The sequence below is a fragment of the Caulobacter segnis genome (genome assembly GCF_003243465.1).
GTDB lineage: Bacteria > Pseudomonadota > Alphaproteobacteria > Caulobacterales > Caulobacteraceae > Caulobacter > Caulobacter segnis_A.
Map to the genome: position 1 here is coordinate 1 of NZ_QFQZ01000037.1, position 25,017 is coordinate 25,017.

At 69.1% G+C, this 25,017-nt stretch carries 20 protein-coding genes; 15 read left to right on the plus strand and 5 right to left on the minus strand.

The genetic code is table 11. The annotated features are described in order from the left end of the window. Positions 1 to 261 precede the first annotated feature (261 nt). From DI526_RS12600 to DI526_RS12615, 4 genes are all read left to right on the plus strand, one after another. Positions 262 to 834 (plus strand): protein-L-isoaspartate O-methyltransferase, encoded by a 573-nt coding sequence (locus tag DI526_RS12600; protein ID WP_304278313.1) that lies wholly within the window; start codon positions 262 to 264, stop codon positions 832 to 834. A gap of 127 nt (positions 835 to 961) precedes the next feature. Further along, on the plus strand, positions 962 to 2,404 hold the full coding sequence (locus tag DI526_RS12605) for a TolC family outer membrane protein (protein ID WP_304278315.1): 1,443 nt from the start codon (positions 962 to 964) through the stop codon (positions 2,402 to 2,404). A gap of 130 nt (positions 2,405 to 2,534) precedes the next feature. After that, the gene (locus DI526_RS12610; RefSeq protein ID WP_304278320.1) at positions 2,535 to 3,083 is read left to right on the plus strand and encodes a DUF2497 domain-containing protein; all 549 of its coding nucleotides are present in this window, start codon (positions 2,535 to 2,537) and stop codon (positions 3,081 to 3,083) included. A gap of 128 nt (positions 3,084 to 3,211) precedes the next feature. Next, positions 3,212 to 5,932: a valine--tRNA ligase gene (locus DI526_RS12615; RefSeq protein WP_304278324.1), complete on the plus strand. Its 2,721-nt coding sequence runs from the start codon at positions 3,212 to 3,214 to the stop codon at positions 5,930 to 5,932. Between the two features lie 56 nt (positions 5,933 to 5,988). On the opposite strand, the gene DI526_RS12620 is transcribed toward DI526_RS12615, so the two are convergent. Further along, positions 5,989 to 7,224: a serine hydrolase gene (locus tag DI526_RS12620; RefSeq protein WP_304278327.1), complete on the minus strand. Its 1,236-nt coding sequence runs from the start codon at positions 7,222 to 7,224 to the stop codon at positions 5,989 to 5,991. A 240-nt stretch (positions 7,225 to 7,464) separates the two neighbouring features. Here DI526_RS12620 and DI526_RS12625 point away from each other — a divergent pair, with 240 nt between their 5' ends. Together DI526_RS12625 and DI526_RS12630 are read left to right on the plus strand one after the other, a co-directional pair. Continuing rightward, entirely contained in the window at positions 7,465 to 9,219 is a 1,755-nt protein-coding gene (locus DI526_RS12625; RefSeq protein ID WP_304278331.1) for a class I adenylate-forming enzyme family protein, read from the plus strand. 23 nt (positions 9,220 to 9,242) lie between these two features. After that, positions 9,243 to 9,602, plus strand: coding sequence for a DUF1801 domain-containing protein (locus DI526_RS12630; RefSeq protein ID WP_304278333.1), 360 nt, complete (start codon positions 9,243 to 9,245; stop codon positions 9,600 to 9,602). 42 nt (positions 9,603 to 9,644) lie between these two features. On the opposite strand, the gene DI526_RS12635 is transcribed toward DI526_RS12630, so the two are convergent. After that, positions 9,645 to 11,132: an amidase gene (locus tag DI526_RS12635; RefSeq protein ID WP_304278336.1), complete on the minus strand. Its 1,488-nt coding sequence runs from the start codon at positions 11,130 to 11,132 to the stop codon at positions 9,645 to 9,647. Between the two features lie 120 nt (positions 11,133 to 11,252). Here DI526_RS12635 and DI526_RS12640 point away from each other — a divergent pair, with 120 nt between their 5' ends. Next, a complete protein-coding gene (locus tag DI526_RS12640; RefSeq protein ID WP_304278338.1) occupies positions 11,253 to 11,984 on the plus strand; it encodes a TlyA family RNA methyltransferase in 732 nt (243 codons plus the stop codon). 60 nt (positions 11,985 to 12,044) lie between these two features. Here DI526_RS12640 and DI526_RS12645 read toward each other — a convergent pair whose 3' ends face one another. Then, positions 12,045 to 12,674 (minus strand): hypothetical protein, encoded by a 630-nt coding sequence (locus tag DI526_RS12645; protein WP_304278341.1) that lies wholly within the window; start codon positions 12,672 to 12,674, stop codon positions 12,045 to 12,047. 158 nt (positions 12,675 to 12,832) lie between these two features. Here DI526_RS12645 and DI526_RS12650 point away from each other — a divergent pair, with 158 nt between their 5' ends. The 6 genes from DI526_RS12650 (at position 12,833) to DI526_RS12675 (ending at position 18,644) form a co-directional block, all read left to right on the plus strand. Continuing rightward, positions 12,833 to 14,083: a class I SAM-dependent RNA methyltransferase gene (locus DI526_RS12650; protein WP_304278344.1), complete on the plus strand. Its 1,251-nt coding sequence runs from the start codon at positions 12,833 to 12,835 to the stop codon at positions 14,081 to 14,083. Position 14,084: 1 nt separating this feature from the next. Beyond that, a complete protein-coding gene (locus tag DI526_RS12655) occupies positions 14,085 to 15,134 on the plus strand; it encodes an acyltransferase (protein WP_304278347.1) in 1,050 nt (349 codons plus the stop codon). 18 nt (positions 15,135 to 15,152) lie between these two features. Continuing rightward, positions 15,153 to 15,524 carry a YciI family protein gene (locus tag DI526_RS12660; protein WP_304278350.1) on the plus strand — a complete coding sequence of 124 codons (372 nt, stop codon included), beginning with the start codon at positions 15,153 to 15,155 and terminating at the stop codon, positions 15,522 to 15,524. Then, positions 15,521 to 16,786 carry an RNA polymerase sigma factor gene (locus DI526_RS12665; protein WP_304278352.1) on the plus strand — a complete coding sequence of 422 codons (1,266 nt, stop codon included), beginning with the start codon at positions 15,521 to 15,523 and terminating at the stop codon, positions 16,784 to 16,786. Before DI526_RS12660 ends, DI526_RS12665 begins: the two co-directional genes overlap by 4 nt. 70 nt (positions 16,787 to 16,856) lie before the next feature. Beyond that, entirely contained in the window at positions 16,857 to 17,942 is a 1,086-nt protein-coding gene (locus DI526_RS12670) for a PA0069 family radical SAM protein (RefSeq protein ID WP_304278428.1), read from the plus strand. 246 nt (positions 17,943 to 18,188) lie between these two features. Further along, positions 18,189 to 18,644: a cell wall biosynthesis glycosyltransferase gene (locus tag DI526_RS12675; protein WP_304278356.1), complete on the plus strand. Its 456-nt coding sequence runs from the start codon at positions 18,189 to 18,191 to the stop codon at positions 18,642 to 18,644. Positions 18,645 to 18,797: 153 nt separating this feature from the next. On the opposite strand, the gene DI526_RS12680 is transcribed toward DI526_RS12675, so the two are convergent. Both DI526_RS12680 and DI526_RS12685 read right to left on the minus strand, forming a co-directional pair. Continuing rightward, a complete protein-coding gene (locus tag DI526_RS12680; protein WP_304278359.1) occupies positions 18,798 to 20,396 on the minus strand; it encodes a lytic transglycosylase domain-containing protein in 1,599 nt (532 codons plus the stop codon). A gap of 57 nt (positions 20,397 to 20,453) precedes the next feature. After that, entirely contained in the window at positions 20,454 to 21,272 is an 819-nt protein-coding gene (locus DI526_RS12685; protein WP_304278362.1) for a uracil-DNA glycosylase, read from the minus strand. 212 nt (positions 21,273 to 21,484) lie between these two features. Between DI526_RS12685 and DI526_RS12690 the strand changes: the two genes are divergently transcribed. Both DI526_RS12690 and DI526_RS12695 read left to right on the plus strand, forming a co-directional pair. After that, positions 21,485 to 23,155, plus strand: a complete 1,671-nt coding sequence (locus DI526_RS12690; protein WP_304278365.1) for an electron transfer flavoprotein-ubiquinone oxidoreductase — start codon at positions 21,485 to 21,487, stop codon at positions 23,153 to 23,155. Between the two features lie 89 nt (positions 23,156 to 23,244). Further along, positions 23,245 to 24,978 carry a tetratricopeptide repeat protein gene (locus DI526_RS12695; RefSeq protein WP_304278368.1) on the plus strand — a complete coding sequence of 578 codons (1,734 nt, stop codon included), beginning with the start codon at positions 23,245 to 23,247 and terminating at the stop codon, positions 24,976 to 24,978. The last annotated feature ends 39 nt before the right edge of the window (positions 24,979 to 25,017 follow it).

Genomic DNA, 25,017 nt, shown 5'->3' on the forward strand with positions numbered 1-25,017 from the left:
GGTAGCTCAGTGGTAGAGCAGCCGGCTGTTAACCGGCTGGTCGTAGGTTCGAATCCTACCCGCGGAGCCATCTCTTCTTTCCTGCACGATTTGGTTTGGACCGGACGGTTTCGTTCAGCCGGGGCGCCAAAGGTCGCGTCCTTGGCGAGTGACGACTTGGGCGCGCGCTTTAAACCCCGCCTGCGCCGCGCGATCGCATTGCGTTCTGACGATCGGCGGACCTATAAGCCTGCTCGAAAGTCCAGTCCTTCGAGGGATTCCATGAGCACCGACTTCGCCGCCGCGCGGCTGAACATGGTCGAGAGCCAGATTCGCACCGCCGACGTCACCGACCTGCCGCTGCAGGACGCGCTGCGCGTGGTGGCGCGCGAGACGCTGGTCCCCGCCGCGAAGGCCTATCTGGCCTATGCCGACGTCGACATCGAATATGCGCCGGGCCGCTGGCTGCTGCGTCCCCGCGAGGTCGGCAAGCTGCTGCAGAATCTGAAGCCCCGCGAGGGCGAGAAGGCCCTGGCCATCGCCGCGCCCTACGCCGCGGCCGTGCTGGAGACCATGGGCCTGTCGGTGACGCGCGTCGACGGCGACGACCTGAAGGCCGCGCCGGGCGCCGGCTATGACGTCATCGTCTGCGAAGGCGCCGTTTCGGTCGCGCCGAAGGCCTGGCAGGACGCGCTGGCGATCGGCGGTCGCCTGGGCGTTGTCGAGCGCACCGGCCCGGTCGGCCGCGCCGTCATCTATGTGCGCGCCGAGGACGGTGTCGGTCGTCGCCAGGCCTTCGACGCCTCGCCGCCGATTCTGGCTGGGTTCGAGGTCGAGGCCGGCTTCAGCTTCTGATCGGGGCGTCGCGGCCGGGCGCCGCAACGTCTGCGTGAAAAAAGCTTAACTGGCGACGGCAGGCGGTCCGACTTACACGCCTCATAGTGTGGTACGCGAGCTTCGCGTGATTGGGGATAGAACCTAGATGTCGAACCGTCGACGGGCCGGATTGCTGGCCGCCGCTTGCAGCGCCGGCCTGATGGCGGGCGTTTTCACCGCCGCTCAAGCCGAAACCCTGGCCGACGCCATCGCCCTGGCCTACCAGACCAACCCGACGCTGCAGCAGCAGCGGGCCAGCACGCGGGTCGTCGACGAGGGCGTGGTCCAGGCCAAGACCGGCTTCCGTCCGACGATCGGCGGCGAACTGGACGTCACCGGCTCGAACACCTCGCCGCACACGGGCGCCGACGTGAAGGCCTCGGGCAGCGCCGCGACCGTGTCGGTCAGCCAGCCGCTCTATACGGGTGGGCGCGCCAGCGCCAACCTGAGCGCCGCCGAGGCCGACGTGCTGTCGGCGCGGGAGAACCTGCGCTCGGTCGAGCAAAGCGTGCTGATCAACGTCGTCCAGGCCTATGTCGACGTGCGCCGCGACCAGGAACGCCTGCGCATCGCCAAGGAAAACGTCGCCGTCCTGCAGCGCCAGCTGGACGAATCCAACGCCCGCTTCGACGTGGGCGAGATCACCCGCACCGACGTGGCCCAGTCGCAGGCTCGCCTGGCCGCCGCCAAGGCCGGCCTGTCCTCGGCCCAGGCCCAGCTGGAAATCAGCCGCTCGTCCTACGCCGCCCTGGTCGGGCAGACGCCGGGCGAGCTCGCGCCGGAGCCCAGCCTCGCCAGCCTGCTGCCGACGTCGGTGGACCAGGCCTTCGAAGCCGCGCAGACCACCAATCCCAGCGTGACCTCGGCCCGCTACGCCGAGGAAGCCGCCGCCGCCCGTGTCGCCGTGGCCAAGGCCGGCTATCGCCCGACCGTCTCGGCCCGCGCCTCGCTGGGCTACGCCGCCGACCGGCGCGCCGGCGTTGGCAGCCAGTTCGACGACTACGACCGCACCCTGTCGGGCGCGATCACCGCCTCGATCCCGATCTTCACCGGCGGCCTGACGACCTCGCAGGTGCGCGCCGCGTCCGAGCGCGAGAACGCCGCCCGCAGCGCCACCGACAGCGCCAAGCGCACGGCGATCCAGCAGGTCTCGAACGCCTGGAGCAACCTGCTGGCCTCGCGCGCCAACCTGGTCTCCAACGAGGAGCAGGTGCGGGCCACGCGGATCGCGTTCGAAGGCGTGCGTCAGGAGCAGCAGGTGGGCCTGCGCACGACCCTGGACGTCCTCAACGCCCAGCTGGAACTGTCCAACGCCGAGCTGGCGCTGGTCGGCGCCCGTCGCGACGAATATGTCGCCAGCGCCGCGGTGCTGCAGGCCATGGGTCAGCTGGGCGTCACCAAGCTGGCGGCCAACACGACCGCCTACGATCCCAAGGTGTCCTACAGCCGCGTCACGCACAGCGTCGGCTGGGTTCCGTGGGAGCCCGTCGTGCAGGCTGTCGACAAGGTCGGCGCGCCGTCGCCCAAGGGGAGCAGCGCGGCGAAGTAAGCGTCGCGTCCCGCGTCGTTTCCGCCCACGGGTTATGCTTAAGCTTGCTTAAGCTGTCCAAGTCTGCACCATCGCGAACTGACGCGCCGTCAGGCGTGTAGAGATTCGTATTCCTTACGACGGCCCAAACATGTCCGATCAGAGCTCCCAAGAACCGACGATGGAGGAGATCCTCGCCTCCATCCGACGCATCATCTCCGAAGATGACGCGCCGGCGGAGCCTGCGGCCGAGGAGGCGCCCGTCGTCGAACCGGAACCGCTGCTCGAGCCGGAGCCGGATTTCGGCGGCGATGGCGAAGACGTGCTGGAGCTGACCGACCCGATCGAGCCGGAATTCGAAGTCGAGCCGCCTCTCGAGACCGTTGGCGATATCGACGTCTATTCTCCGCCGCCGCCCGAGCCGGAGCCGGAACCCGCGCCGCCGCCGCCGATCGCCCCCAGCTTCGATCGCGACGAAGTGGCCGATACCCTGGTTGGCGCGACGGCCGCCTCGGCCGCGGCCTCGGCGTTCGGCAGCCTGAGCTCGGCCCTGCTGATGCCCAAGGACGGTCGCACGCTGGAGGATGTCGTTCGCGAGCTGCTGCGCCCGCTGCTCAAGGAATGGCTGGACCAGAACCTGCCGCGCATCGTCGAGACCAAGGTCGAGGAAGAGGTACAGCGCATCGCTCGCGGTCGCTAACCCCGCTTCGACTCTCGCGAAAAACGAGGCGGCCGCCGCGGCGGCCGCCTTTTTCGTTGCGAATTACCCCACAAATCCAGGCCCCGCAGGTTCCCCGCGCGGGCCGCAGATGGCATATCCGCACCGCCATGCTCGAAAAGACCTTCGATCCCAAATCCGTCGAACCCCGCCTGTACGCCGCCTGGGAGGCCTCCGGGGCCTTCAAGCCTGCTGAGGATCCGAACGCCGAGCCGTTCGTCATCGTGATCCCGCCGCCGAACGTGACGGGCAGCCTTCACATCGGTCACGCGCTGAACAACACGCTGCAGGACGTGCTGACCCGCTTCCACCGGATGCGCGGCAAGGCCGCCCTGTGGCTGCCGGGCACCGACCACGCGGGCATCGCCACTCAGATGGTCGTCGAGCGCCAACTGGCCGCCCAGGGCAATATCGGCCGCCGCGACATGGGCCGCGACGCCTTCGTCGCCAAGGTCTGGGAATGGAAGGCCGAAAGCGGCGGGGCCATCACCAACCAGCTGCGCCGCCTGGGCGCCAGCTGCGACTGGTCGCGCGAGCGCTTCACCCTTGACGAGGGTCTGTCGGCGGCCGTCCGCAAGGTGTTCGTCCAGCTCTACAAGCAGAACCTGCTCTATCGCGACAAGCGCCTCGTCAACTGGGACCCGCAGTTCCAGACCGCCATCTCCGACCTCGAGGTCGAGCAGAAGGAGGTCGACGGCGCCTATTGGCACTTCGCCTATCCGCTGGCCGACGGCGTCACCTACCAGCACCCGATCGCCTTCGACGAGGACGGCAAGCCGACCGATTTCGAGACCCGCGACTACATCGTGGTGGCGACCACGCGGCCGGAGACGATGCTGGGCGACACCGGCGTCGCGGTCCATCCCGATGACGAGCGCTATAAGGGCCTGGTCGGCAAGTTCGTGACCCTGCCGATCGTCGGCCGCCGCATCCCGATCGTCGCCGACGACTACGCCGACCCGACCAAGGGCTCGGGCGCGGTGAAGATCACCCCGGCCCACGACTTCAACGACTTCGGCGTCGGCAAGCGCGCCGGTCTGGAAGCGATCAACATCCTGACGGTCGACGCCAAGCTGAACGAGAACGTTCCGGCCGAGTACCAGGGCATGGACCGCTTCGTCGCGCGCAAGGCGATCGTCGCCCGCGCTGAGGAAGAGGGCTGGCTGAAGGAGATCGAGAAGACCAAGCACATGGTCCCGCACGGCGACCGTTCGGGCGTGGTCATCGAGCCCTTCCTGACCGACCAGTGGTATGTCGACGCCAAGACCCTGGCCCAGCCCGCGCTGAAGGCCGTCGAGAGCGGCGAGACGGTCTTCGAGCCCAAGCACTGGGAGAAGACCTATTTCGAATGGCTGCGCAACATCGAGCCCTGGTGCGTCTCGCGCCAGCTCTGGTGGGGTCACCGCATCCCGGCGTGGTTTGGTCCGGAAGGCTCGATCTTCGTCGAGGAGACCGAGGAAGCCGCCTACGCCGCCGCCAAGGCCCAGTTCGGCGAGAACGTCGTCCTCACCCAGGACGAGGACGTCCTCGACACCTGGTTCAGCTCGGCCCTGTGGCCGTTCTCGACCCTGGGCTGGCCGGAAAAGACCGCGGATCTGGCCAAGTTCTACCCGACCAGCACCCTGGTGACGGGCTTCGACATCATCTTCTTCTGGGTCGCCCGGATGATGATGATGGGCATCCACTTCATGGGTGAAGCCCCGTTCAAGCAGGTGTTCATCAACGCCCTCGTCCGTGACGAGAAGGGCGCCAAGATGAGCAAGTCCAAGGGCAACGTGATGGATCCGCTGATCCTGATCGACGAGCTGGGCTGCGACGCGGTGCGCTTCACCCTGACGGCGATGTCGGGCCAGGCGCGCGACATCAAGCTCTCCAAGCAGCGCATCGAGGGCTATCGCAATTTCGGCACCAAGCTGTGGAACGCCTCGCGCTTCGCCCAGATGAACGAGTGCGTCCGCGTCGAGGGCTTCGATCCGGCCACCGTCCAGCAGCCGATCAACAAGTGGATCCGCGGCGAGACGGTCAAGACCGTGGCCGAGGTGACCAAGGCCCTGGAAGCCCCGTCGTTCGACGAGGCGGCCGGCGCTCTGTACCGCTTCGTCTGGAACGTCTTCTGCGACTGGTACCTGGAGCTGGCCAAGCCGATCCTGAACGGCGATGACGCGGCGGCCAAGGCCGAGACCCGCGCCACGGCCGCCTGGGCGCTGGATGTGATCCTCAAGCTCTTGCACCCGGTGATGCCGTTCATCACCGAGGAGCTGTGGGAGAAGACGGCCGAGTTCGGTCCGGCTCGCGACAGCATGCTGATCTCGGCTCAATGGCCGGACCTGCCCGCCGACTGGATCGACGCCGAGGCCGAGGCCGAGATCGGCTGGCTGGTCGAGACCGTCGGCGAGATCCGCTCGATCCGCGCCGAGATGAACGTGCCGCCGTCGGCCAAGCCCGCTCTGACCGTCGTCGGCGCCGGTCCCGAGACCAAGGCCCGCCTGGCCCGTCACCGCGACCTGCTGCTGACCCTGGCGCGCCTCGACAGCGCCCGTGAAGCGGACGCCGCGCCGGCTGGCTCGGTTCCGATTGTGATGGGCGAGGCCACCGGCGCCCTGGCCATAGCCGAGTTCATCGACCTAGCCGCCGAGAAGGCGCGCCTGACCAAGGAAATCGCTGGCCACGTCGGCGAGATCGAGAAGGTGGGCAAGAAGCTGGGCAACCCCGACTTCCTGGCCCGCGCCAAGGAAGAGGTCGTCGAGGAAAACCGCGAACGCCTCGCCGAAGCCGAAGCCGCCAAGGCCAAGCTGGAAGCGGCGCTCAGCCGGCTGGAGTCGGTGGGTTAGGTCTTCACGGGACGAGAATGGGAGGGCGGCGTCTCAACGAGAGCGCCGCCCTTTCCTTATTTGGCGTAGACCGCGTCGCGCAGCTCGCGCGTCACCTGGCCGTTCATTCCCTCGAACGCCGTGTTGGACAGCAGCACCACGGTCAGGCCGTTCTTCCGATCGACGAACCAGTTGTGGCCATAGACGCCGCCCCAGGCGAGCGTGCCGACGCCTTGCGGGGTGTTGGCGACCGCCGGGGCGTCAAGCACCGCCCAGCCATAGCCGAAGCCCCAGCCGGGCCCCTGCGTCGCCGCCTGCGGGCCGACCTGGTCCCTGGTCATCTCGCTGACCGTGGCGGCTTTCAGGATCGGCGCGCCGCCTTGGCGGATCGTCTCGAGCAGTTTCAGGACATCGCCGGCCGAGCCGACCATGCCCGCGCCGCCGGACGGGAACTCCTTGGCGCTCAGGGCGCGGCTGGGGGCGAAGCGGACGGAGGTCGGGCCGATCGGGACGTCCTGGTTGTCCGTCATCCGCGTCGGCGCGGGCTGGGCGTTGGCGTAGGGCGTGGCCAGGCGGGCAGGGGCCGTGGCGACGAAGCCGGTGTCCTTCAGGCCGAGCGGCCGGGTCACGGTCTCGGCCACGACGTCGGGCAGCGATCGGCCGGTCGCCTTCTCGATCACCTCGCCGAGCACGTCGATGGCGACCGAGTAGCGCCAGCGCGAGCCCGGCGCGAAAGCCAGCGGCGCCTCTCCGATCCGGCGGACGTTCTCGTCGAGGCTGAGACCGGAGAGGTCGATGCCGTCCGAGACGCCCAGCGTGTGATACGGGTGCGACGGGCCCTCGGCCAGACCGTAGGTCAGGCCGGCGGTGTGGGTCAGCAACTGGCGGATGGTGATCACCGGCGTCGTCCCGTCGGCGAGCTTCGGCTTGAAGTCCGGCAGGTAGGTCGTGACGGGCGCGTCGAGCTTGATCTTGCCCTGCTCGACCAACCGCATCACGGCGGCGCTGACGAACGGCTTTGTCACCGAGGAAAAGCGGAAGAGGGCGTCCTCGGTCATCGGCCTGTTCGCTTCGCGATCCGCCAGGCCGGCGGCGCGGTGATAGACGAGCTTGCCGTCGCGGGCGACCAGAACCACGACGCCGACGAGGCGCTGATCGTCGATCGCGCGGTCAAGAACGCTGTCGATCCTGGACTTCAGCGCGGCGTCGGGCGAGTCCGCGAGGGCGGCGGTGGGCTGGACCGTGGCGCAGGCGCCCGGAAAGGCCAACGAGAGACCGGCGGCGGCGACAAGGCCGGTGAGAAACAGGCGCATCAGGGAACTCTCGAATCGTGAGCGCGAGGGGTTCGCACAGCCCATGTGCGTTGACGGCGATCTGGCGCAAGAGGGTCCGGCGTGAGGACGCTGATCTTGTTCGCCTGGTCGGGGTCGAGGTGTCTAACTTATCAATGATCCCCTAGCGTCAAACGCACGTTTGCATCCGGCTTCCGGCTGTGCTCTCTGGTCGTCAAACGCGCTCGCTCAACAAGGCGCGACACACCGGGAGTAAGCATCATGACCCAGGCCGCCGCCGCTAAGTCCATTCCGTGGCCCGCCATGTCGGTTCAGCAAGCCTATGCGCTGATCACCCAGCCGGGCACGCCGGGCGAGATGGAAGAGGTCGAGATCCGCGGCGTGAAGACAAGGGTCTGGAAGAACGCGCCGCCGACCCTGCGCGAGACGCTCCTGATGGGGCGCACGCACGGCGAGAAGATCTTCCTGGTCCACGAGGACGAGCGGGTCAGCTTCGAGGCCTTCTATCGCGCCGTCACCCACATGGCCGCCGAACTCCAGGCCTTCGGCGTACAGAAGGGCGACCGGGTCGCGATCGTCATGCGCAACGTGCCCGAATGGCCGGTGGCCTTCTATGCGGGCCTGACCCTCGGCGCGATCGTCACGCCGCTGAACGCCTGGTGGACGGGCCCCGAGCTGGAGTATGGCCTCGTCGATTCCGGGGCCAAGGTCGCCATCGTCGATGTCGAGCGCTACGAGCGGCTGGCCGAGCACCTTCACAACTGTCCCGAGCTGCAGCGCGTCTATGTCAGCCGCTCGCCGGAAGAGATCAGCCACCCTTATGTCGTCCATTTGGAGGCGGTGATCGGCGGGGCCAACGACTGGGCGGCGCTGGAAGCCAAGCCGCTGCCCGCCGTCGAGCTGGCGGCCGATGACGACGCCACCATCTTCTACACCTCGGGCACCACGGGGAAGCCCAAGGGCGCGATCGCCACCCACCGCAATATCAACAGCAACATCTTCGCCGCCGCCGCCGCGTCCGCGCGCGCCTTCCTGCGCCGGGGCGAGGCGCCGCCCCAGCCCGATCCGAGCGCGCCGCAGAAGGGCGCGCTGCTGTCGGTGCCGTTCTTCCACGCCACCGGCTGCTTCGCGGTGCTGAACCCCTCGCTGTTCGGCGGCGCCAAGCTGGCCATGATGCGCAAGTGGGACGCCGAGCGGGCGATGCAGGTGATCCAGGACGAAAAGCTGACCCAGATGGGCGGCGTGCCGACCATCGCCTGGCAGATCATCGAGCACCCGAACCGCGACAAGTATGACCTCTCTTCGATCGAAGCCGTGGCCTATGGCGGCGCGCCCTCGGCGCCGGAGCTGGTGCGCAAGATCAAAGAGATCTGGCCCAAGTCCTCGCCCGGCAACGGCTGGGGCATGACCGAGACCTCGGCCACGGCGACCAGCAACTCGGCCGAGGACTACGAGAACCGGCCCGACAGCTGCGGCCCGGCCGTGCCGGTCACGGACCTCAAGATCATGACCGTCGAGGCGCCGTATCGTGAGCTGCCGATCGGCGAGGTCGGCGAGCTGTGGTGCAAGGGCCCGCAGGTCGTGCGCGGCTACTGGAACAAGCCGGAGGCCACCGCCCAGACCTTCGTTGACGGCTGGGTGCGGACCGGCGACCTGGCGCGCCTCGACGCCGAGGGCTTCTGCTTCATCATCGACCGCGCCAAGGACATGCTGATCCGGGGCGGCGAGAACATCTACTGCATCGAGGTCGAGAACTGCCTCTACGACCACCCGGCGGTCATGGACGCGGCCCTGGTCGGCATCCCGCACAAGTCGCTGGGCGAGGAGCCGGCGGCGGTCGTCACCCTGAAGCCCGGCGCCGAGGCCTCCGAGGCCGAACTGCGGGCCTTCGTCGCTGATCGTCTGGCCGCTTTCAAGGTGCCGGTGAAGGTGGTGTTCTGGCACGAGACCTTGCCGCGCAACGCCAATGGCAAGATCATGAAGAACGAACTGAAAAAGGTGTTCGTGGAGGGGTGATCCGCCCCTCGCTGGAGGGGGCGATGGTTCAGTCAAAGGCGGCGCGTGTCGATGACTTCCTGGCGGAGGTCCCGCCCGAGCGCCGCCCGGCGCTGGACCGACTGCGCGCCCTCTGCCTCGAGCGGTTCGGCGTCGACAGCGAAATCATGGCCTTCGGCATGCCGGGCTACGGCGACCCCAAGGCGCCGCTGGTCTCGTTCAACAGCCAGAAGCAGTACATCGCGCTCTATGTCGGCCGCGGGGCGCTGGACGCCTTCCCGGAGCGCATGGCGGGGGTCGATCGCGGCGGCGGCTGCGTGCGCTGGAAGAAGCCCGAGGCGATCGACTTCGGGCTGGTCGCCGATTTGTTGGATCACGTCCGAGAACACGGACGCGGGGCGTAGGAGCCGCCGTCCCAGCCGAGCCGGAACGGCGGGTCGTCAGGGCTAGGCGCTGACCGGCGGCCGTTTGTGCGCCCAGGGCTGGGCCTCTTCCAACTGGTAGGCCAGGGCCAGCAGCGTGGCCTCGCCGCCGGCGCGGCCGGCGATCTGGACGCCGACCGGCAGGCCGTCGGCGGTCCAATGCAGCGGCACGCTCATGGCCGGCGCTCCGGCGACGTTCTGGATCGGAGTGTAGCCGACATAGGCCGTCAGCCGCGCCTGGAGTTCCTCGAACGGAACCCAGCCGGCGACATAGCCGAGCTCGACGGGCGGCTTGCCCAGCACCGGCGACAGGATGACGTCGTACTTCGCCAGCCAGGCGTCATAGGCGCCGATGAAGGCCTTCAGTCGCTGCATGGCGGCGGGCAGGGCGTCCTTGGGGAGCTTGCCGACCAGTTCGGCCATGCCCAGGGTGAACGGTTCCAGCACGCTGGCGTCGGGCTTGCGGCCCATGGCCTTCGTCACGCCCGCGACCAGCTCCGCCGCGCCGCTGGCCCATAGCACCGTGAAGTCCTGGCCAAACTGCGCGCCATCGACGGGCAGGGTGGCGGGCTCGACCCGGTGTCCGAGGTCGCCGAGCAGCTTGGCGGCGTTCTCGACAGCGGTCCGCACTTCCGGATCGGGCGCCAGGCCCGTGCCGCCGTTCATCATGAGGCCGACCCTCAGCTTCTTCTTCAGCGGCTGGCCGATCATGCCGATGGGCTTCAGCGGCGCGCCGGCGTCCGTCCGCTCGGTCGCCGCGAACATCGCCGCCGAGTCGCGGACGCTGTGGGTCAGGACGTGGGATACCGACAGGTCGATGCCCCAGCTGCTGGGCCGGTTGGGGATCATCCGGCCGCGCGAGGGCTTCAGGCCAAAGAGGCCGCAATTGGCCGAGGGGATGCGGATCGAGCCGCCGCCGTCGCTGGCGTGGGCGATGGCGACCATGCCGGAAGCCACCGCCGCCGCGGCGCCGCCGGACGAGCCGCCTGAGGAATGCTGGGTGTTCCAGGGATTGCGGGTCGGCAGGAAGCCCATCGGCTCGGTCGTCGGCAGGAAGCCGTATTCCGGCGTCGCCGACTTGCCCAGGGTGACCAGCCCCGCCTTGTCGAAGGCGTCGATATAGGCGGTCTGCTCCTTCTCCGGCTTGGCGCCCATGCTGACGCGCGTCCCGTAGCGGGTCGGCAGGCCCCTGTAGGGATCCAGGTCCTTGACCAGGAAGGGTACGCCCGCGAACGGACCGGAGAGCTTGCCGGCCTTGGCCTTGTCCAGCGCGCGCTCGAAGTCCGAGGCGACCAGGGCCTGGACTTGGGGCTGCAGCGTCTCGATCCGCCGGATCGCCGCCTCGACCAGTTCGGCCGCGCTGACCTCCTTGCGGCTGACCCGCCCGGCGAGTTCGGTGGCGTCTGGCGTCCACGGAGCGGGGGCGGCGGATGACTTGGGCTTGGCGAAGGCCGAGGGGGCGGCGGCGATGGCGGCGGAGGCGGCCAGGAGGCCGCGGCGGCTGAAACGCATGGATGGTTGTCTCCCACGGGCCGGCGTCTTGCGCGCCGGTGATCGCGGTTAAGTTGGCCTGGAAGAGACCTGGGCCGCAACCCCGTGCTACAGGGCCAGCTTCGGTTTTGGGGAGGCGTCGTGGCCCGCAAGCGCATCGATCAGCTGCTCGTCGAGCGAGGCGTCTTCGACAGCCGCGCCAAGGCCCGCGCGGCCGTCGAGGCGGGGCGGGTGATGGTGGCGGGCAAGGTGGTCGCCAAGCCATCCGAAAGCGTCGCCGAGGACGCCGAGATCCTCGCCGAGGCCGCCCATCCCTGGGTGGGGCGGGGGGCGCTGAAGCTGGTCCATGCGCTGGACCTGTGGCCCATCGTCGTGCAGGGGCGGATCGCTGTCGACGTGGGCGCCTCCACCGGCGGCTTCACCGAGGTCCTGCTGTCGCGCGGCGCGGCCCAGGTGTTCGCGGTCGATGTCGGCCGCGACCAGCTTCACGCCAAGCTCAAGGCGGACGACCGGGTGGCGGACCTGTCGGGAGTCGACGCCCGGGCGCTGGACACCAACCGCATTCCCGCGCCGCCGGAGTTGGTCGTCAGCGACGTCAGCTTCATCTCCCTGACCAAGGCGCTTCCCGCCGCCCTGGCTCTGGCCACGCCCGGCGCGGACTTGGTGGCGCTGATCAAGCCGCAGTTCGAGGCTGGGCGCGACCATGTCGGCAAGGGCGGGCTGGTCAAGGATCCCGAGGTCATCGCTCGCGTCGAGGGCGAAATCACCGACTTCCTGGAAGGCGCGGGTTGGTCCGTGAAGGGCTTGGCCGAAAGCCCGATTACCGGCGGCGAGGGCCAGGTCGAGCGCTTGGTCTGGGCGGTCAAGCGCTAAACGAAACCGGCCGCCCCCCAAGGGGAGCGGCCGATCGTCTTCCACAAGATGGCGGGTCGCTTAGTCGACCACTTGGTACCGGCCGTTGGCGTCCGGACAGACGCGCACGAAGCGCTTCTGGACGCGGCCGTCCGGCAGGTAGATCGGGCTTTCGGCCAAGGTGCAGCCGTTGATGTCGGCCTTCGGGCGGTCGGCGACGCGATAGCCTTCGTGGCGCTCGTAGCTGCGCTCGTAATAGCTGTCGCGTTCGGCGTCGCGGCGGGCGTCGTCATAGGAGGACGGCGGCGGCGGGGGCGGAGGCGGTTCGTTATAGGCCACGGGCGGCGGAGGCGGCGGAGGCGGTGGCGCGCGGCCCGGCGTGCAGGCGGCGGAGTTCTTGCCGACATTGGTCCCGATCACCGCGCCCAGCAAGCCGCCCAGAACGGCGCCTTCGGTGCGAGCCCCCTTGGCCGCGATGCCGCTGCCGATCGCCGCGCCGATGCCGGCGCCGGCCAGGCCGCCGCCCGCGCCGCGCTGCGTCGTCGAGCGCTGGCACTCGTCATAGTACGGCCGCTGGTCATAGGCCCCACCCGAGCCATAGGCCTGGGCCGAGGCGAGGGTCGGCGTGAGAACGCCGCAGACGAGGGCGACGGTGACGCCCAGAACGGTCTTCATCTTGGTGGTCCTGCTCTTGGTGGCGGTCATGGTCATGAGAGAGCTTGTCAATTTAGGGGCGAGGCCCGGTCCGTTCGTTGGTCAAGCTATGGCGTAGTCAACATGAACGGCGCCTGACCGAGGTGTTCAGCTTGTCGTCCGCGCGGTATGGACGGCCTCTGCGCGCCGGTTCCCTGGCGCCCTATGGATACCAGATGCGAGAACTGACGATCGACGCGGTCGGCGCCCAAGGCGACGGCCTCTCCCGCAACGCGGAGGGCAAGGGGGCCGCCTTCGTGCCCCTGACCCTGCCGGGCGAGCGGGTGCTGGCCAGGATGGACGGCGCGCGGGGCGAGGTCGCCGAGATCCTCATCCCCAGCCCGGACCGCGTGACGCCGCCGTGCCGCCACTTTGGGACCTGCGGCGGCTGCGCCCTGCAGCACTGGGCGTCTGAGCCCTATCGCGCCTGGAAGGGCGAGCAAATCCGTCTCCAGCTGTCGATGGAAGGGCTCGAGACCGAGATCCTGCCGACCTTCGCCGCGCCGCCGGCTTCGCGTCGCCGCGTTGCTCTGCACGCCCGCAAGGGACCGAAGGGCGTCGGCGCGCTGCTGGGCTTCAAGGAGCGCCGCTCCTGGAACCTCGTGCCGATCGCCGAATGCCCGGTCACCGACCCACGGCTCGTCGCCGCCCTGCCGGCCCTGGCGCGCTTGGCCGAGCCGTTCCTGGAGCACCCCAAGTCCGCCCCGACGCTGCACGTGACGCTGACGGGCACCGGGCTCGACATCGACGTCACCGGCGTCGAGCGCAAGAGCGGCGGGCTGTCGGCCGACGCCCGCATGCGCGCGGCGATGGCCGCCAGCGAGGGCGACTTCGCCCGCGTCACCATGGCCGGCGAGACCGTCTATGGCGCGCGCCAGCCGCTGGTGAAGCTGGGACCGGCGGTGGTGGCCTTGCCGCCCGGCGCCTTCCTGCAGGCCGTGCCGGCCGCCGAGCGCGCCATGGTCGACTTCGCCGTCGCCGAGGCCCAGGGCGCCAGCCGTCTGGCCGATCTCTATTGCGGTGTCGGCACCTTCACCTTCCGCCTGGCCGAGATCGGGGCGGTCCACGCCGCCGAGATGAGCGCGCCGGCCATCGGCGCGCTGAAGGCCGCCATCGGCTCCACGCCGGGCCTCAAGCCCATCCAGGCCGAGGCGCGCGACCTTGTCCGGCGCCCGGTGCTGAGCACCGAGCTGGCCAAGATCGACGTCGTGGTCATCGACCCGCCACGTGCGGGCGCGGCCGAGCAGACGGTCGAGATCGCCAAGTCGAAGGTCCCCAAGGTGATCAGCGTCTCGTGCAATCCGGCCACCTTCGCCAAGGACGCACGCGCCCTGGTCGAGGCCGGCTTCCGGCTGGAGAAGGTGCTGCCGGTCGACCAGTTCGTCTGGTCGCCGCACATCGAGCTGGTCGGCGTCTTCACGCGCTGACATGAGCGGGGGCGAGGCGGGAAGGCGGTTCGAGGCGCTGGACGGCCTGAGGGGCGTCGCGGCGCTCGGCGTGATGCTCTATCACGTCGGCAGCTGGACCGGCCGCCATGGCCTGGTGCCGCACGGCTATCTCGCCGTCGACTTCTTTTTCTGCCTCTCAGGCTTTGTCCTAGCCCACGCCTATGGCCGGCGCGAGATCGGCTGGCCGGGCTTCATGCGCCAGCGGCTGATCCGGCTGTGGCCGCTGATCGCCTTGACCATGCTGCTCGGCGCGACGGTGATCATCCAGCATCGCGAGCGGGTGCCGGGGTGGCTGGGCCTGGGCCTGCTGATGATCCCCCGCGTGTGGACGAGCGACGATGGGTTCTCACCGCTTTTTCCTTTGAATCCGCCGGCTTGGTCGCTGTTCTTCGAGCTGGCCGTGGGGGCGGCGTGGTTCCCGATCCGGCGTCTCGGTGTCCTGGGCCACGTGCTGATGGTCGTGCTGCTGCTGCCCGTCATGCTGTATGTCGCGCACGGCATGGGCGGGGTGCTGACGGGCTGGGATCGCGGCACCTTCGTGATCAGTTTCCTGCGGACGATCTTCGCCTTCCTGCTGGGCTGGGGCTGCTACCGCATCCACCCTTTCACGACCTGGAGCGCGCCAGTCTGGCTGCTGGCGGTGGTGCTGGCGGCTGTGTTGAGTTTCCCGTGGACGCCCTTGAATTGGCTCTACGATTTCGTCTGCGTGAGCGTGGTTTTCCCGCTGATGGTGCTGGCGGGGCGGCGCGATCCGGCGGGGCGCCTCGGCGCGCTGTGCCGGGTCTCGGGCGCGATCTCCTATCCGCTGTACGCGCTGCACTGGCTGGGCTGGGAGCTGATGCTGCGCGGCTTCCGGGCGATCGGGGGCAAAGGCTATCCGATCGGCTTCTCGCTGGTGGCGATCCCTGTGATCATCGTCGGCGCCTGGGCGGTGCTGAAGCTCTATGACGAGCCGGTCCGGCGGCGCTTGAGGGCGTGGCTAGAAAAGTCTGGGCCGGCTGTCGGAAGCGGGCATAGTCGCTCGTCCTAGGCAGGAACGAGGACCGCGATGCTCTACGCCATACTCTGCTACAATTACGAGGACGTCGTCTGCGCCTGGTCCAAGGACGAGGAGGACGCCGTGATGGAGAAGCTCGGCGTCGTCCAGGAGCGCTTGGCGCGGGAGGGGAAGCTCGGTCCCGTCGCCCGGCTGATGCCCACGACCGCCGCCACCACCCTGCGCAAGGACCGCGATCCGCCGCTCGTCTTGGATGGTCCGTTCGCCGAGACCAAGGAGCAGCTGCTGGGCTTCTACGTCGTCGACTGTGACTCGCTGGACGGCGCGCTGCAGATCGCCAAGGACCTGGGCAAGGCCAATCCCGGCGGCTCGTACGAGATCCGGCCGATCGCGATGTTCAATCCCGGTGAGGTCGCCGCATGACCGACCTGGCCTGGATCGAGGGCGCGGTCGTCGCCGCTCGGCCCCAGGCCATGGCGGCGCTGCTGCGCTACTTCCGCGACATGGACGCGGCCGAGGAGGCCTTTCAGGACGCCTGCCTGCGGGCGCTGAAGGCCTGGCCCAGGAACGGTCCGCCGCGCGATCCGACGGCCTGGCTGATCATGGTCGGCCGCAACGCCGCCATCGACGCCGTCCGCAAGACCAGCCGCAACGCGCCGCTGCCGCCCGAGGAGCTGCTCTCCGATCTGGAAGACGCCGAGGCCGACGCGGCCGAGCGCCTGGACGGTTCGCACTATCGCGACGACGTCCTGCGCCTGCTGTTCATCTGCTGTCATCCCGACCTGCCGGCCACCCAGCAGATCGCCCTGGCCCTGCGCATCGTCTCGGGCTTCACAGTCCGCGAGATCGCCCGCGCCTTCCTGGTCAGCGAGGCGGCGATGGAGCAGCGCATCACCCGCGCCAAGGCCAGGATCGGCGCCGGCGACGCGCCGTTCGAAGCTCCCGGTCCCGTCGAGCGGGCGCAGCGCTTCGCCGCCGTAGCGACAATGATCTACTTGGTCTTCAACGAGGGCTATTCGGCCAGCGGCCGGGCGGTGGAGGCGCGGGGTGGTCTCTGCGACGAGGCGATCCGGCTGGCGCGCCTGCTGCTGCGGCTGTTCCCGGCCGAGCCGGAGATGATGGGACTGACCGCGCTGCTGTTGCTGCAGCACGCCCGCGCCGAGGCCCGCTTTTCCGCGGACGGAAACGCCATCCTGCTTGAGGATCAGGATCGAAGCCTCTGGAATCGCAAGATGATCGGCGAAGGCCTCGCCCTGATCGACAAGGCCATGCTCAAGCGCGACCCGGGCCCCTACCAGGTGCAGGCGGCGATCGCCGCCTTGCATGCGCGCGCCGCTCGGCCCGAGGACACCGACTGGCGGGGCGTCGACCAGCTCTACGCCGCGCTGGAGATCATGCAGCCATCGCCGGTGGTGACCCTGAACCGCGCCGTGGCGACGGCCAAGGTGCGCGGGCCGGAAGCCGCCTTGGCGATGGTCGAACCGTTGGGCGCGCGGCTGGACGGCTATTTCCACTATCACGGCGCGCGCGGCGCCTTCCTGTTGCAGGCTGGGCGTGGCCACGAGGCGCGCCAGGCCTTCGACCGCGCCATCGCCCTGGCCAACACCGCCGCCGAGGCCGCCAGCATTCGCCTGTACCTGGATCGGCTCACGGCCGAGGCGAGAACGACCCCACACGGCGCCTGAACGGCGACGCATAGTGAGTTCGCGCTACAAATGTTCTTGAAATGTTCCGTTGTCGTGGCATCATTCCACCATGGCCCTGGCGACGAACATCAAGGGCGCGGTCCCCCGGGGACGCGGCGCGCGCTCCAACCGCACCGGGCGCTTCGAAGCCGTGGAGCGCGAAGCGTTCGACGACGGCTGGGGCGAGGAGGAAGAGCCCCGGCAGCTGAAGACCGAGCTGCAGCCGATGAAGTCGCGGACGATCATCGCCCGCAACCAGAGCCCTGATGTCGGCTTCGATCGCTCGATCAATCCGTATCGCGGATGCAGCCACGGCTGCATCTACTGTTACGCCCGGCCCGCCCACGCCTATCTGGGCCTGTCGCCAGGTCTCGATTTCGAAAGCAAGATCTTCTTCAAGCCGCACGCTGGCGAGCTGCTGGAGAAGGAGCTGGCCAAGGCCAGCTACACGCCGGCGACCATCCATATCGGCGGCGACACCGACCCCTACCAGCCCGACGAAAAGCAACTGCGCGTGACGCGGCAGGTGATCGAGGTGCTGGAGCGCTACAGCCATCCGTTCACGATCATCACCAAATCGGCGCTGATCCTGCGCGATCTGGATATCTATGCGCGGCTGGCCGAGCGGAAGCTGACCCGGGTGGCGATCTCGATCACCACGCTGGACCGCAAGCTGGCGCGCAGCATGGAGCCGCGCGCGGCGACGCCCGGCAAGCGGATCGAGGCGGTGCGGCGACTGACGGAGGCCGGCGTGCCGGTGACGGTGATGTTCGCCCCCGCCATCCCCGGTCTCAACGACCACGAGGTCGAGGCGGTGCTTGAGGCCTCGGCCAAGGCCGGGGCGCGCGGCGCCGGCTATGTGGCGCTGCGCCTGCCGCGTGAGATCGCCCAGCTGTTCGAGGAGTGGCTGGAGACCGATCACCCCGATCGCGCCCGCCGCGTGATGTCGCTGGTGCGTCAGGTGCGGCGGGGCGAGACCTACCGCTCGGGCTGGGGCGAGCGCATGACGGGCGAGGGGCCGGTGGCGGAGGTGCTGCGCCAGCGCTTTCACCTGGCGGTCAAGAAGTTCGGCCTGGACCAGCCGTGGACGCCTCTGGACTGCAGCCAGTTCCAGCGGCCGGTGCTGGGCGGGTCGCAGATGGACTTGTTCGGGTAGGGGGCGTGCAACACGGACTCCAAGCAAAATCGCGCCTTCCTGGGCCTTGTGCCCAGGACCCATGCTGGCGGCGAGCTCACGCGTGTAGCCTAGTAGGAGCTGGTCAACCGAGATCACCTCTCGAATTCAACTGTGGTTGAGCGATGGGTCCTGGGCACGAGGCGCAGGAAGGCAGGTTAAATGTCTTCTAGGCTAGGGCTTGGCTTTGCCGCTTGACCCCGAGCCGCCCTCTGGCGAAGCAGGGGCATGATCTCCGTCGTGCTGCTCGCTTCCGAGGACCTGCCGGGCCTGGCCGGCCAGATGGCCATGCTGGTGCCTGCCGCCGTCGATGGACTGGTCAAGGAGGTGATCCTGGTCGGCCGCGCCGAACCCGGCGTCGAGGCCCTGGTCGAGGATAGCGGCGCGCGGCTGGTCTCGGTCGAGGGCGACGCGGCGGCTTGCCTGGCGGCGGGCGCGGCGGCGGCGCGCGGCGACTGGATCCTGACCCTGCGGGCGGCGCCGGCCTTGCGCGAAGGCTGGCGGGAGCCCGTCGAGAAACATCTCGCGGGCGGCGGCGGAGCTTCGGCTGTCCTGGGCGCGCCGGGCGGGCTGCTGGCGCGCCGGCTGCACGGCGTTCTGGTTCGTCGCCTGGACTGGCCGGCGCAGAGCGGCGAGGAGCGGGCGCTGGCGAAGGCGCTCAAAGCTCGGCGACTGGTCTACTAGCAACGTCCAACGGACCGCCCCGGCGAACGCCGGGTCCGGATCGCGTTGACGCTCTATGAGGGCTCCCGCAGCGGATGGGCGCCTTCACTCAAAAGACTCGGGAAGAAGCTGGGCCCCGGCGTTCGCCGAGGAGGTCGGAGGTCAAGACCGGCCCTACGGCAGGGCGCTGACCAGCTCGCCGATCGAGGTGACCTGCTGCACCTTGGGGTCCAGCCGGAAATCGACCAGCCGCGCGCCGCTGGCCACGGCGTCGAGCGTGCGGTTCTCCGCGCCCATCAGCCTGCGGTAGGTCCAGTAGCTGGCCATCACCTTCTCGACGTAGTTGCGGGTCTCCTGGAACGGCAGGCTCTCGATCAGCAGCAGGCTGTCGCAGTCGGCGCCCAGTTGCTGCAGCGTGCGGTTCAGCGTGCCCGGTCCGCCGTTATAGGCCGCAACGGCGCGGAGGATGTCGGGGCTCTGCAGGCCGCGATCCATCAGCCAGGTGAAATAGTCCTGGCCGACCCGCAGATTGAAGGCTGGATCGAACAACGGCGTGGTGTCGGCGAGCAGCTTGTCGTCGCCGGCGGCGCGCGCGGCGGCGACCGGCATCACCTGCATCAGGCCCACGGCCCCGGCGTTCGAGACCGCCAGCGGGTCGAAGCGGCTCTCCTGGCGCACCAGGGCGTAGACCAGGGCCTTGTCGAGCGTGAAGCCGCCGATCGGCTCCAGGGCGGGGAGGGGATAGTCCTCGCCGCCGACCCGGCGCGTCGGGCGGCCCGCGTTCAGCGGCGCGTTGGCGTTGAGCGCCAGGGCCAGCGTCGTCCAGTCGCCGCGCAGGTTCTCGCTCTCGGCCAGCGAAAGACCGGCGCGCAGCTCCTCGCCGGCTTCGCGCCAGCGACCGATCTGAGCCAGGGCGGCGGCGCGGTGGGCGCGCGGATCCGAGCGTAGCAGGCGATCCAGAGAGGCGCTGTCAGGACCAGCGTAGGCGGCGCGGGTCAGCAGGGCCGCGATCGGATCTTCCAGGTCATCCGACGTCGCCATGCCCGCCAGGGCCAGCTGCCGTGAGGCGATCATGCCGTAGAAGGTGTGGGGCGCGGCGCTGGCCTTGACCAGCCACTGGCGGGCGCGGTCCTCCCCGCCGGCCTGGCTGGCCGCCCGCGCGGCCCAGAAGGCGCCGGCGGCGCGCATCCACTCGTCCTGGCCCGGATCGTCGGCGACCTGCTGGAAGAACCTCTGGGCCTGGCCAGCGTCGCCGAGCCGATAGGCGGAGAGCCCCGCGATCCAGCGCTCGCCGCTGGCGATCGCCAGGGACAGGGCCCGGCGGACGTCGCCGGAATAATAGGCCTCGCGGGCGGCGCGGCCCTTGTCGGCCGCCGGCGGCTTGCGGTCGCCCGCGACGAATAGGGCCGGCGCCATCGGCGCGGCGACAGCCTTGCCGGCGGGCTTGCGCTTGACCGCCAGGGCGTAGATCCGCTCCGCGCCCGCTTCGTCGGCATAGCGGTCCAGCCAGCCGGTCAGCTCGTCATAGCGCGCCGCATAAAGCGTTGGATGCATCAGCTTGGCGAAGGCCAGGCGGCCGGACAGGCTGCGGTCGCGGGTGTTGGCGAAGGCCGCTTCGGCGGCGTCGAAGTCACCGCGATCGACGGCGGCGAAGGCTGCGCGATAGGCGCGGGCGTCGTCCTGCGACAACGGCTCGAGCGCGCTGGCGTGCGCGATCGTAAAGCTGAGGAGGAAGGCCGAAACCACGGCCAGAGCGCGAGTCCAAAGCTGCAAAAGCCATCCGCGCGCCCCCGAAGTCGCGCGTCCCCGTTCAACTGGTCGGCGAGAGTTCTAGTGGGGCCGCTCGGGGCGATCAAGCCGTTCGGTTAATGTCAGAAGGTCTTGCCACGCCTTCTTTTTCTGGGCCGGGGTCCGCAGCAGGAAGGCTGGGTGCAGGGTCGGCATGGCCGGCAGCTCGGTGGCCTTGTCCTCGGACAGCCACTCGAACCAGCGGCCGCGCATGGTCAGGATGCCCTCGTCGCGTTTCAGCATCGCCTTGGCCGAAGCGCCGCCGGCCAGCAGAAGCATCTTCGGCTTCACCAGCGCGATGGCGCGTTCGACGAAGGGGGCGCAGACGGCCTGCTCCTGCGGGGTCGGCGTGCGGTTGCCGGGCGGACGCCAAAAGACGGTGTTGGTGATGAAGGCGCGGCCTTCCAGGCCCGCCGCCTTCAGCATCCGATCCAGCAGCTTGCCCGCGCGGCCAACGAACGGCGCGCCTTGCGCGTCCTCGTCGGCGCCGGGACCTTCGCCGATGATCATCAGCGGCGCGTCGGCGACGCCCCGCGAAAACACCGCCTGCTTGGCGCCCTGCGTCTTCAGCGAACAGCCGTCGAAGGCGGCGATGGCGGCGGCCAGGCTGTCGAGATCCTGGCAGGCGGCGGCGGCGGCCCTGGCCGCGGCGATCGCCGTGGCGACATCGGGACCGCGCACGGCGGCCAGGCTCGGCCGCATGGGCGGCGGAGGCGGCGGCGGCTGGCTCCGGGCCCGAAGCATCGCCGCGCCCTCGGCCAGTCGATCGATCGGCGCGTCGGCGTACGAGACCTCGACGCCCGCATCGGCCCAGAAGGCCAGCAGGCTCTCGACGGCGCGTTGATCGACGGCGGGGCTCATGTCACCGTCATAAAGCGGGACGACCGAAAAAGTCAGCGCTTTTGGCGAAAGCGGGCGACGAATTCGGAACCCCGGAGCGTTGAGAAGGTCCTATCCACGCTGCGGCGCAGCGAAAATTTACGGCGGACGCTTGACCGCCTCCGCGTCACGTCAGGATAAGCTGTGATTCAAACAGCGATAAGACGGGCCGGTCGGCCCAGCCGGGAGAACCCATGAGCGAAGACCTCGAACGCGAGTCGATGGAGTACGACGTCGTGATCGTCGGCGGCGGTCCCGCGGGGCTCTCGGCCGCGATCCGGCTCAAGCAGATGGCCGCCAAGGTCGGGACCGAGATTTCGGTGGCCTTGCTGGAAAAGGGCTCGGAAGTCGGCGCGCACATCCTGTCGGGCGCGGTGATCGACCCCAAGGGCCTGGCCGAACTGTTCCCGAACTGGAAGGAAGAGGGCGCGCCGCTTGAGACGCCGGTCACCAAGGACCGCTTCAAGCTCTTGGGTCCGCAGGGCGAGCTTTCCCTGCCGATGTTCGCCATGCCGCCGTTCATGCATAACCACGGCTGCTATATCGCCTCGCTGGCCAACCTGACCCGCTGGCTCGCCACCAAGGCCGAGGAGCTGGGCGTCGAGATCTATCCGGGCTTTGCGGCCTCTGATCTGGTCTGGAACGACGACGGCTCGGTCAAGGGCGTGGTCGTCGGCGTCGTCGGCATCGCCAAGGACGGCCACCACAAGCCGGACTACCAGCCGGGCATGGAGCTGCACGGCAAGTACGTCTTCATCGCTGAGGGCGTGCGCGGCTCGCTGGCCAAGCAGCTGATCGCCAAGTTCAAGCTGGACGAGGGCAAGTCGCCGCAGAAGTACGGCATCGGCATCAAGGAGCTGTGGCAGGTCCCGCCGGAGAAGCACCAGCCGGGCCTGGCCGAGCACACGACCGGCTGGCCGCTGGACAACAAGACCGGCGGCGGCAGCTTCATGTACCACTTCGGGGACAACTACGTGGCCATCGGCTACGTCGTGCACCTGAACTACAAGAACCCCTGGCTGTCGCCGTTCGACGAGTTCCAGCGCTTCAAGCAGCACCCCTCCGTGCGGCCCTATCTGGAAGGCGGCAAGCGCATCGCCTATGGCGCGCGGGCCATCACCGAGGGCGGCTACCAGTCGGTGCCGAAGCTGACCTTCCCGGGCGGGGCGCTGATCGGCTGCTCGGCCGGCTTCGTCAACGTGCCGCGCATCAAGGGCAGCCACAACGCGGTCAAGACCGGCATGCTGGCCGCCGAGGCCGCGTTCGAGGCGGTCCAGGCCGGCCGCGCCAGCGACGAGCTGACGGCCTACCAGGCGTCCTACGAAAAGTCGTGGGTGGCCAAGGAACTCAAGATCGTCCGCAACGCCAAGCCGCTGCTGGGCAAGTTCGGCACCGCTTTGGGCGGCGCCTTCGGCATGCTGGACATGTGGACCAACCACCTGTTCGGCTTCTCGTTCTTCGGCACCCTGCCGCACGACAAGACCGACGCGGCCTCCACGGGCCTGGCCAAGGACTACCAGCCGATCGTCTATCCCAAGCCCGACGGCGTGATCAGCTTCGACAAGCTGTCGAGCGTCTTCCTGTCGGCCACCAACCACGAGGAAGACCAGCCGGCGCACCTGAAGCTGAAGGACCCGTCGATCCCGATCGCGGTGAACCTGCCCAAGTACGGCGAGCCGGCGCGCCTCTACTGCCCGGCCGGCGTCTACGAGGTGCTCTACAACGAGCAGGGGCAGGACCCGCGCTTCCAGATCAACGCCCAGAACTGCGTCCACTGCAAAACCTGCGACATCAAGGACCCGTCGCAGAACATCGTCTGGACAACACCGGAAGGCGGCGGCGGTCCGAACTATCCGAACATGTAAGCGCCGCGCCTGAAGCGCTCGGAAGCCTCCCGGTTCAAGCCGGGAGGCTTTTTGTTGCGGACCGCCCCGAAACCTCGGAGGGTGCGGGGATGACGCGTATCAAAGTCCTCCTCGCCTGCGTTTCCGTGGCGGCCCTGGCGGCCTGTTCGAGCGTGCCCCGCGAAATCACGATGCGCGGCCCGATCGCCTTGGGGTCGCCGTTGTTCGACACCCGCAGCTCTTACGGTCAGTTCCTCGCCGGCCAGGCGGCCTTGCGCGATGGTCAGTCCAAGCAGGCGGCGACCTATTTCGACGCCGCGGCCGCGATGGACAGCGGCTCCGGCGTGATCGACGAGCGGGCCTTCACCGCCTTGCTGCTGGCCGGCGACATCACCCGCGCCGCGGCGGTCGCGCCCACCGGCGCGGATACGACCGAGGCGGTCAAGCGGCTGAGCGTCCTGACTCGCGTGGTCGAGGCGATCGCCGTGGGCGATGGCAAGACCGCCAATACGCTGCTGACGACCTCGCCGCCCGGCTTTCCACACCAGCAGGCCGCGGCCTTGCTGGCGCCCTGGACGGCCGCGCTGGCCGGCGACAAGGATGGCGCTGTGGTCCAGCCGACCCTGCGCAACGACAAGCTGGTGCAGTTCTTCGGCCAACAGGGCCAGGCGCGCATCTTCGAGCGCGCCAAGCGCTACGACGAGGCCGAGACCGACTACAAGGCGCTGACGTCGAACGCCGCGACCGCCAGCATCTTCACGCTGGACTACGGCGCGTTCCTGGAGCGTCGCAAGCGGCATGAGGACGCCGTGGCGCTGTACGACACCGCCTTGCGCACCGCCCCTAACGACATCGGCCTGATGAGGGCGCGGGCCCGCGCCGCCGCCAAGGGGACGCCGCCGCCGCTTCCGACCATCCGCCAAGGCGCGGCTGAAGGCCTGATCGCCTGCGCGGCCACCTTCGCCGGCGAGCGGCAGGCGCAGTTCGCCCAGGCCTATCTGCGTCTCGCTCTGAGACTGGATCCGGCGCGTGACGAGGCCTGGGTGCTGCTCGGCGACCTGATGAACCAGAACGAGGATCCCAAGGGCGCGATCGAGGCCCTGGCCCATGTGCCGCCGACCTCGACCCACTATGTGACCGCCCAGACCAAGACCGCCTGGGCCCTCAATGACCTGGGCGACAAGGCCAAGGCGCTGGAAGTCGCCCGCGCCGCGGCCGCCGCCGCGCCCGGCGATCGCGACGCCCAGGTGGCGCTGGCCGACCTGCTGCGCTCGGGCGGCCAATGGAACGACGCCGTGTCCGTGCTCGATCCGCTGATCGCCCGCGAGGGCGTTTCGCCCGACTGGCGCCTGCTGTACCTGCGCGCGGTGTCGCTGGAGCAGGGCGGGCGCTGGCCCGAAGCCGAGCGCGACCTGAAGACGGCGCTGAAGCTCAATCCCGAAGAGCCGGAGTTGCTGAACTTCCTGGGCTACAGCTGGATCGATCGCGGCGAGAACCTGAAGGACGCCCTGGCCATGGTCCAGAGGGCCGTCAATGCGCGGCCGCAGTCCGGCGCGATGCTCGACTCGCTGGGCTGGGCCTATTACCGGCTGGGCGACTACAAGACCGCCGTCCAGAAGCTGGAGGCCGCGGTCGAGCTGGAGCCGGGCGACCCCGACATCAACGGGCATCTCGGTGACGCCTATTGGCAGGTGGGGCGCAAGACCGAGGCCGTGTTCCAGTGGCGGCGGGTCCTGAGCCTGGAGCCCGACGACAAGCAGAAGGCCGAGGCTGAAGCCAAGCTGAAGAATGGCCTGGGTCCCGCGGGTGCGCCGGTCGTGAAGTCGACGGCCGCCAACAACTGAGCTATCGCAAGGCCTCGCCTTCAACCGAGTTCTGAAGAG

Bases quoted from the DNA above. Each gene is read 5' to 3' on its own strand.
- DI526_RS12600 (WP_304278313.1), top strand. From the start codon at position 262: ATGAGCACCGACTTCGCCGCCGCGCGGCTGAACATGGTCGAGAGCCAG.
- DI526_RS12605 (WP_304278315.1), top strand. From the start codon at position 962: ATGTCGAACCGTCGACGGGCCGGATTGCTGGCCGCCGCTTGCAGCGCC.
- DI526_RS12610 (WP_304278320.1), top strand. From the start codon at position 2,535: ATGTCCGATCAGAGCTCCCAAGAACCGACGATGGAGGAGATCCTCGCC.
- DI526_RS12615 (WP_304278324.1), top strand. From the start codon at position 3,212: ATGCTCGAAAAGACCTTCGATCCCAAATCCGTCGAACCCCGCCTGTAC.
- DI526_RS12620 (WP_304278327.1), bottom strand. From the start codon at position 7,224: ATGCGCCTGTTTCTCACCGGCCTTGTCGCCGCCGCCGGTCTCTCGTTG.
- DI526_RS12625 (WP_304278331.1), top strand. From the start codon at position 7,465: ATGACCCAGGCCGCCGCCGCTAAGTCCATTCCGTGGCCCGCCATGTCG.
- DI526_RS12630 (WP_304278333.1), top strand. From the start codon at position 9,243: ATGGTTCAGTCAAAGGCGGCGCGTGTCGATGACTTCCTGGCGGAGGTC.
- DI526_RS12635 (WP_304278336.1), bottom strand. From the start codon at position 11,132: ATGCGTTTCAGCCGCCGCGGCCTCCTGGCCGCCTCCGCCGCCATCGCC.
- DI526_RS12645 (WP_304278341.1), bottom strand. From the start codon at position 12,674: ATGACCATGACCGCCACCAAGAGCAGGACCACCAAGATGAAGACCGTT.
- DI526_RS12650 (WP_304278344.1), top strand. From the start codon at position 12,833: ATGCGAGAACTGACGATCGACGCGGTCGGCGCCCAAGGCGACGGCCTC.
- DI526_RS12655 (WP_304278347.1), top strand. From the start codon at position 14,085: ATGAGCGGGGGCGAGGCGGGAAGGCGGTTCGAGGCGCTGGACGGCCTG.
- DI526_RS12660 (WP_304278350.1), top strand. From the start codon at position 15,153: ATGCTCTACGCCATACTCTGCTACAATTACGAGGACGTCGTCTGCGCC.
- DI526_RS12665 (WP_304278352.1), top strand. From the start codon at position 15,521: ATGACCGACCTGGCCTGGATCGAGGGCGCGGTCGTCGCCGCTCGGCCC.
- DI526_RS12670 (WP_304278428.1), top strand. From the start codon at position 16,857: ATGGCCCTGGCGACGAACATCAAGGGCGCGGTCCCCCGGGGACGCGGC.
- DI526_RS12675 (WP_304278356.1), top strand. From the start codon at position 18,189: ATGATCTCCGTCGTGCTGCTCGCTTCCGAGGACCTGCCGGGCCTGGCC.
- DI526_RS12685 (WP_304278362.1), bottom strand. From the start codon at position 21,272: ATGAGCCCCGCCGTCGATCAACGCGCCGTCGAGAGCCTGCTGGCCTTC.
- DI526_RS12690 (WP_304278365.1), top strand. From the start codon at position 21,485: ATGAGCGAAGACCTCGAACGCGAGTCGATGGAGTACGACGTCGTGATC.
- DI526_RS12695 (WP_304278368.1), top strand. From the start codon at position 23,245: ATGACGCGTATCAAAGTCCTCCTCGCCTGCGTTTCCGTGGCGGCCCTG.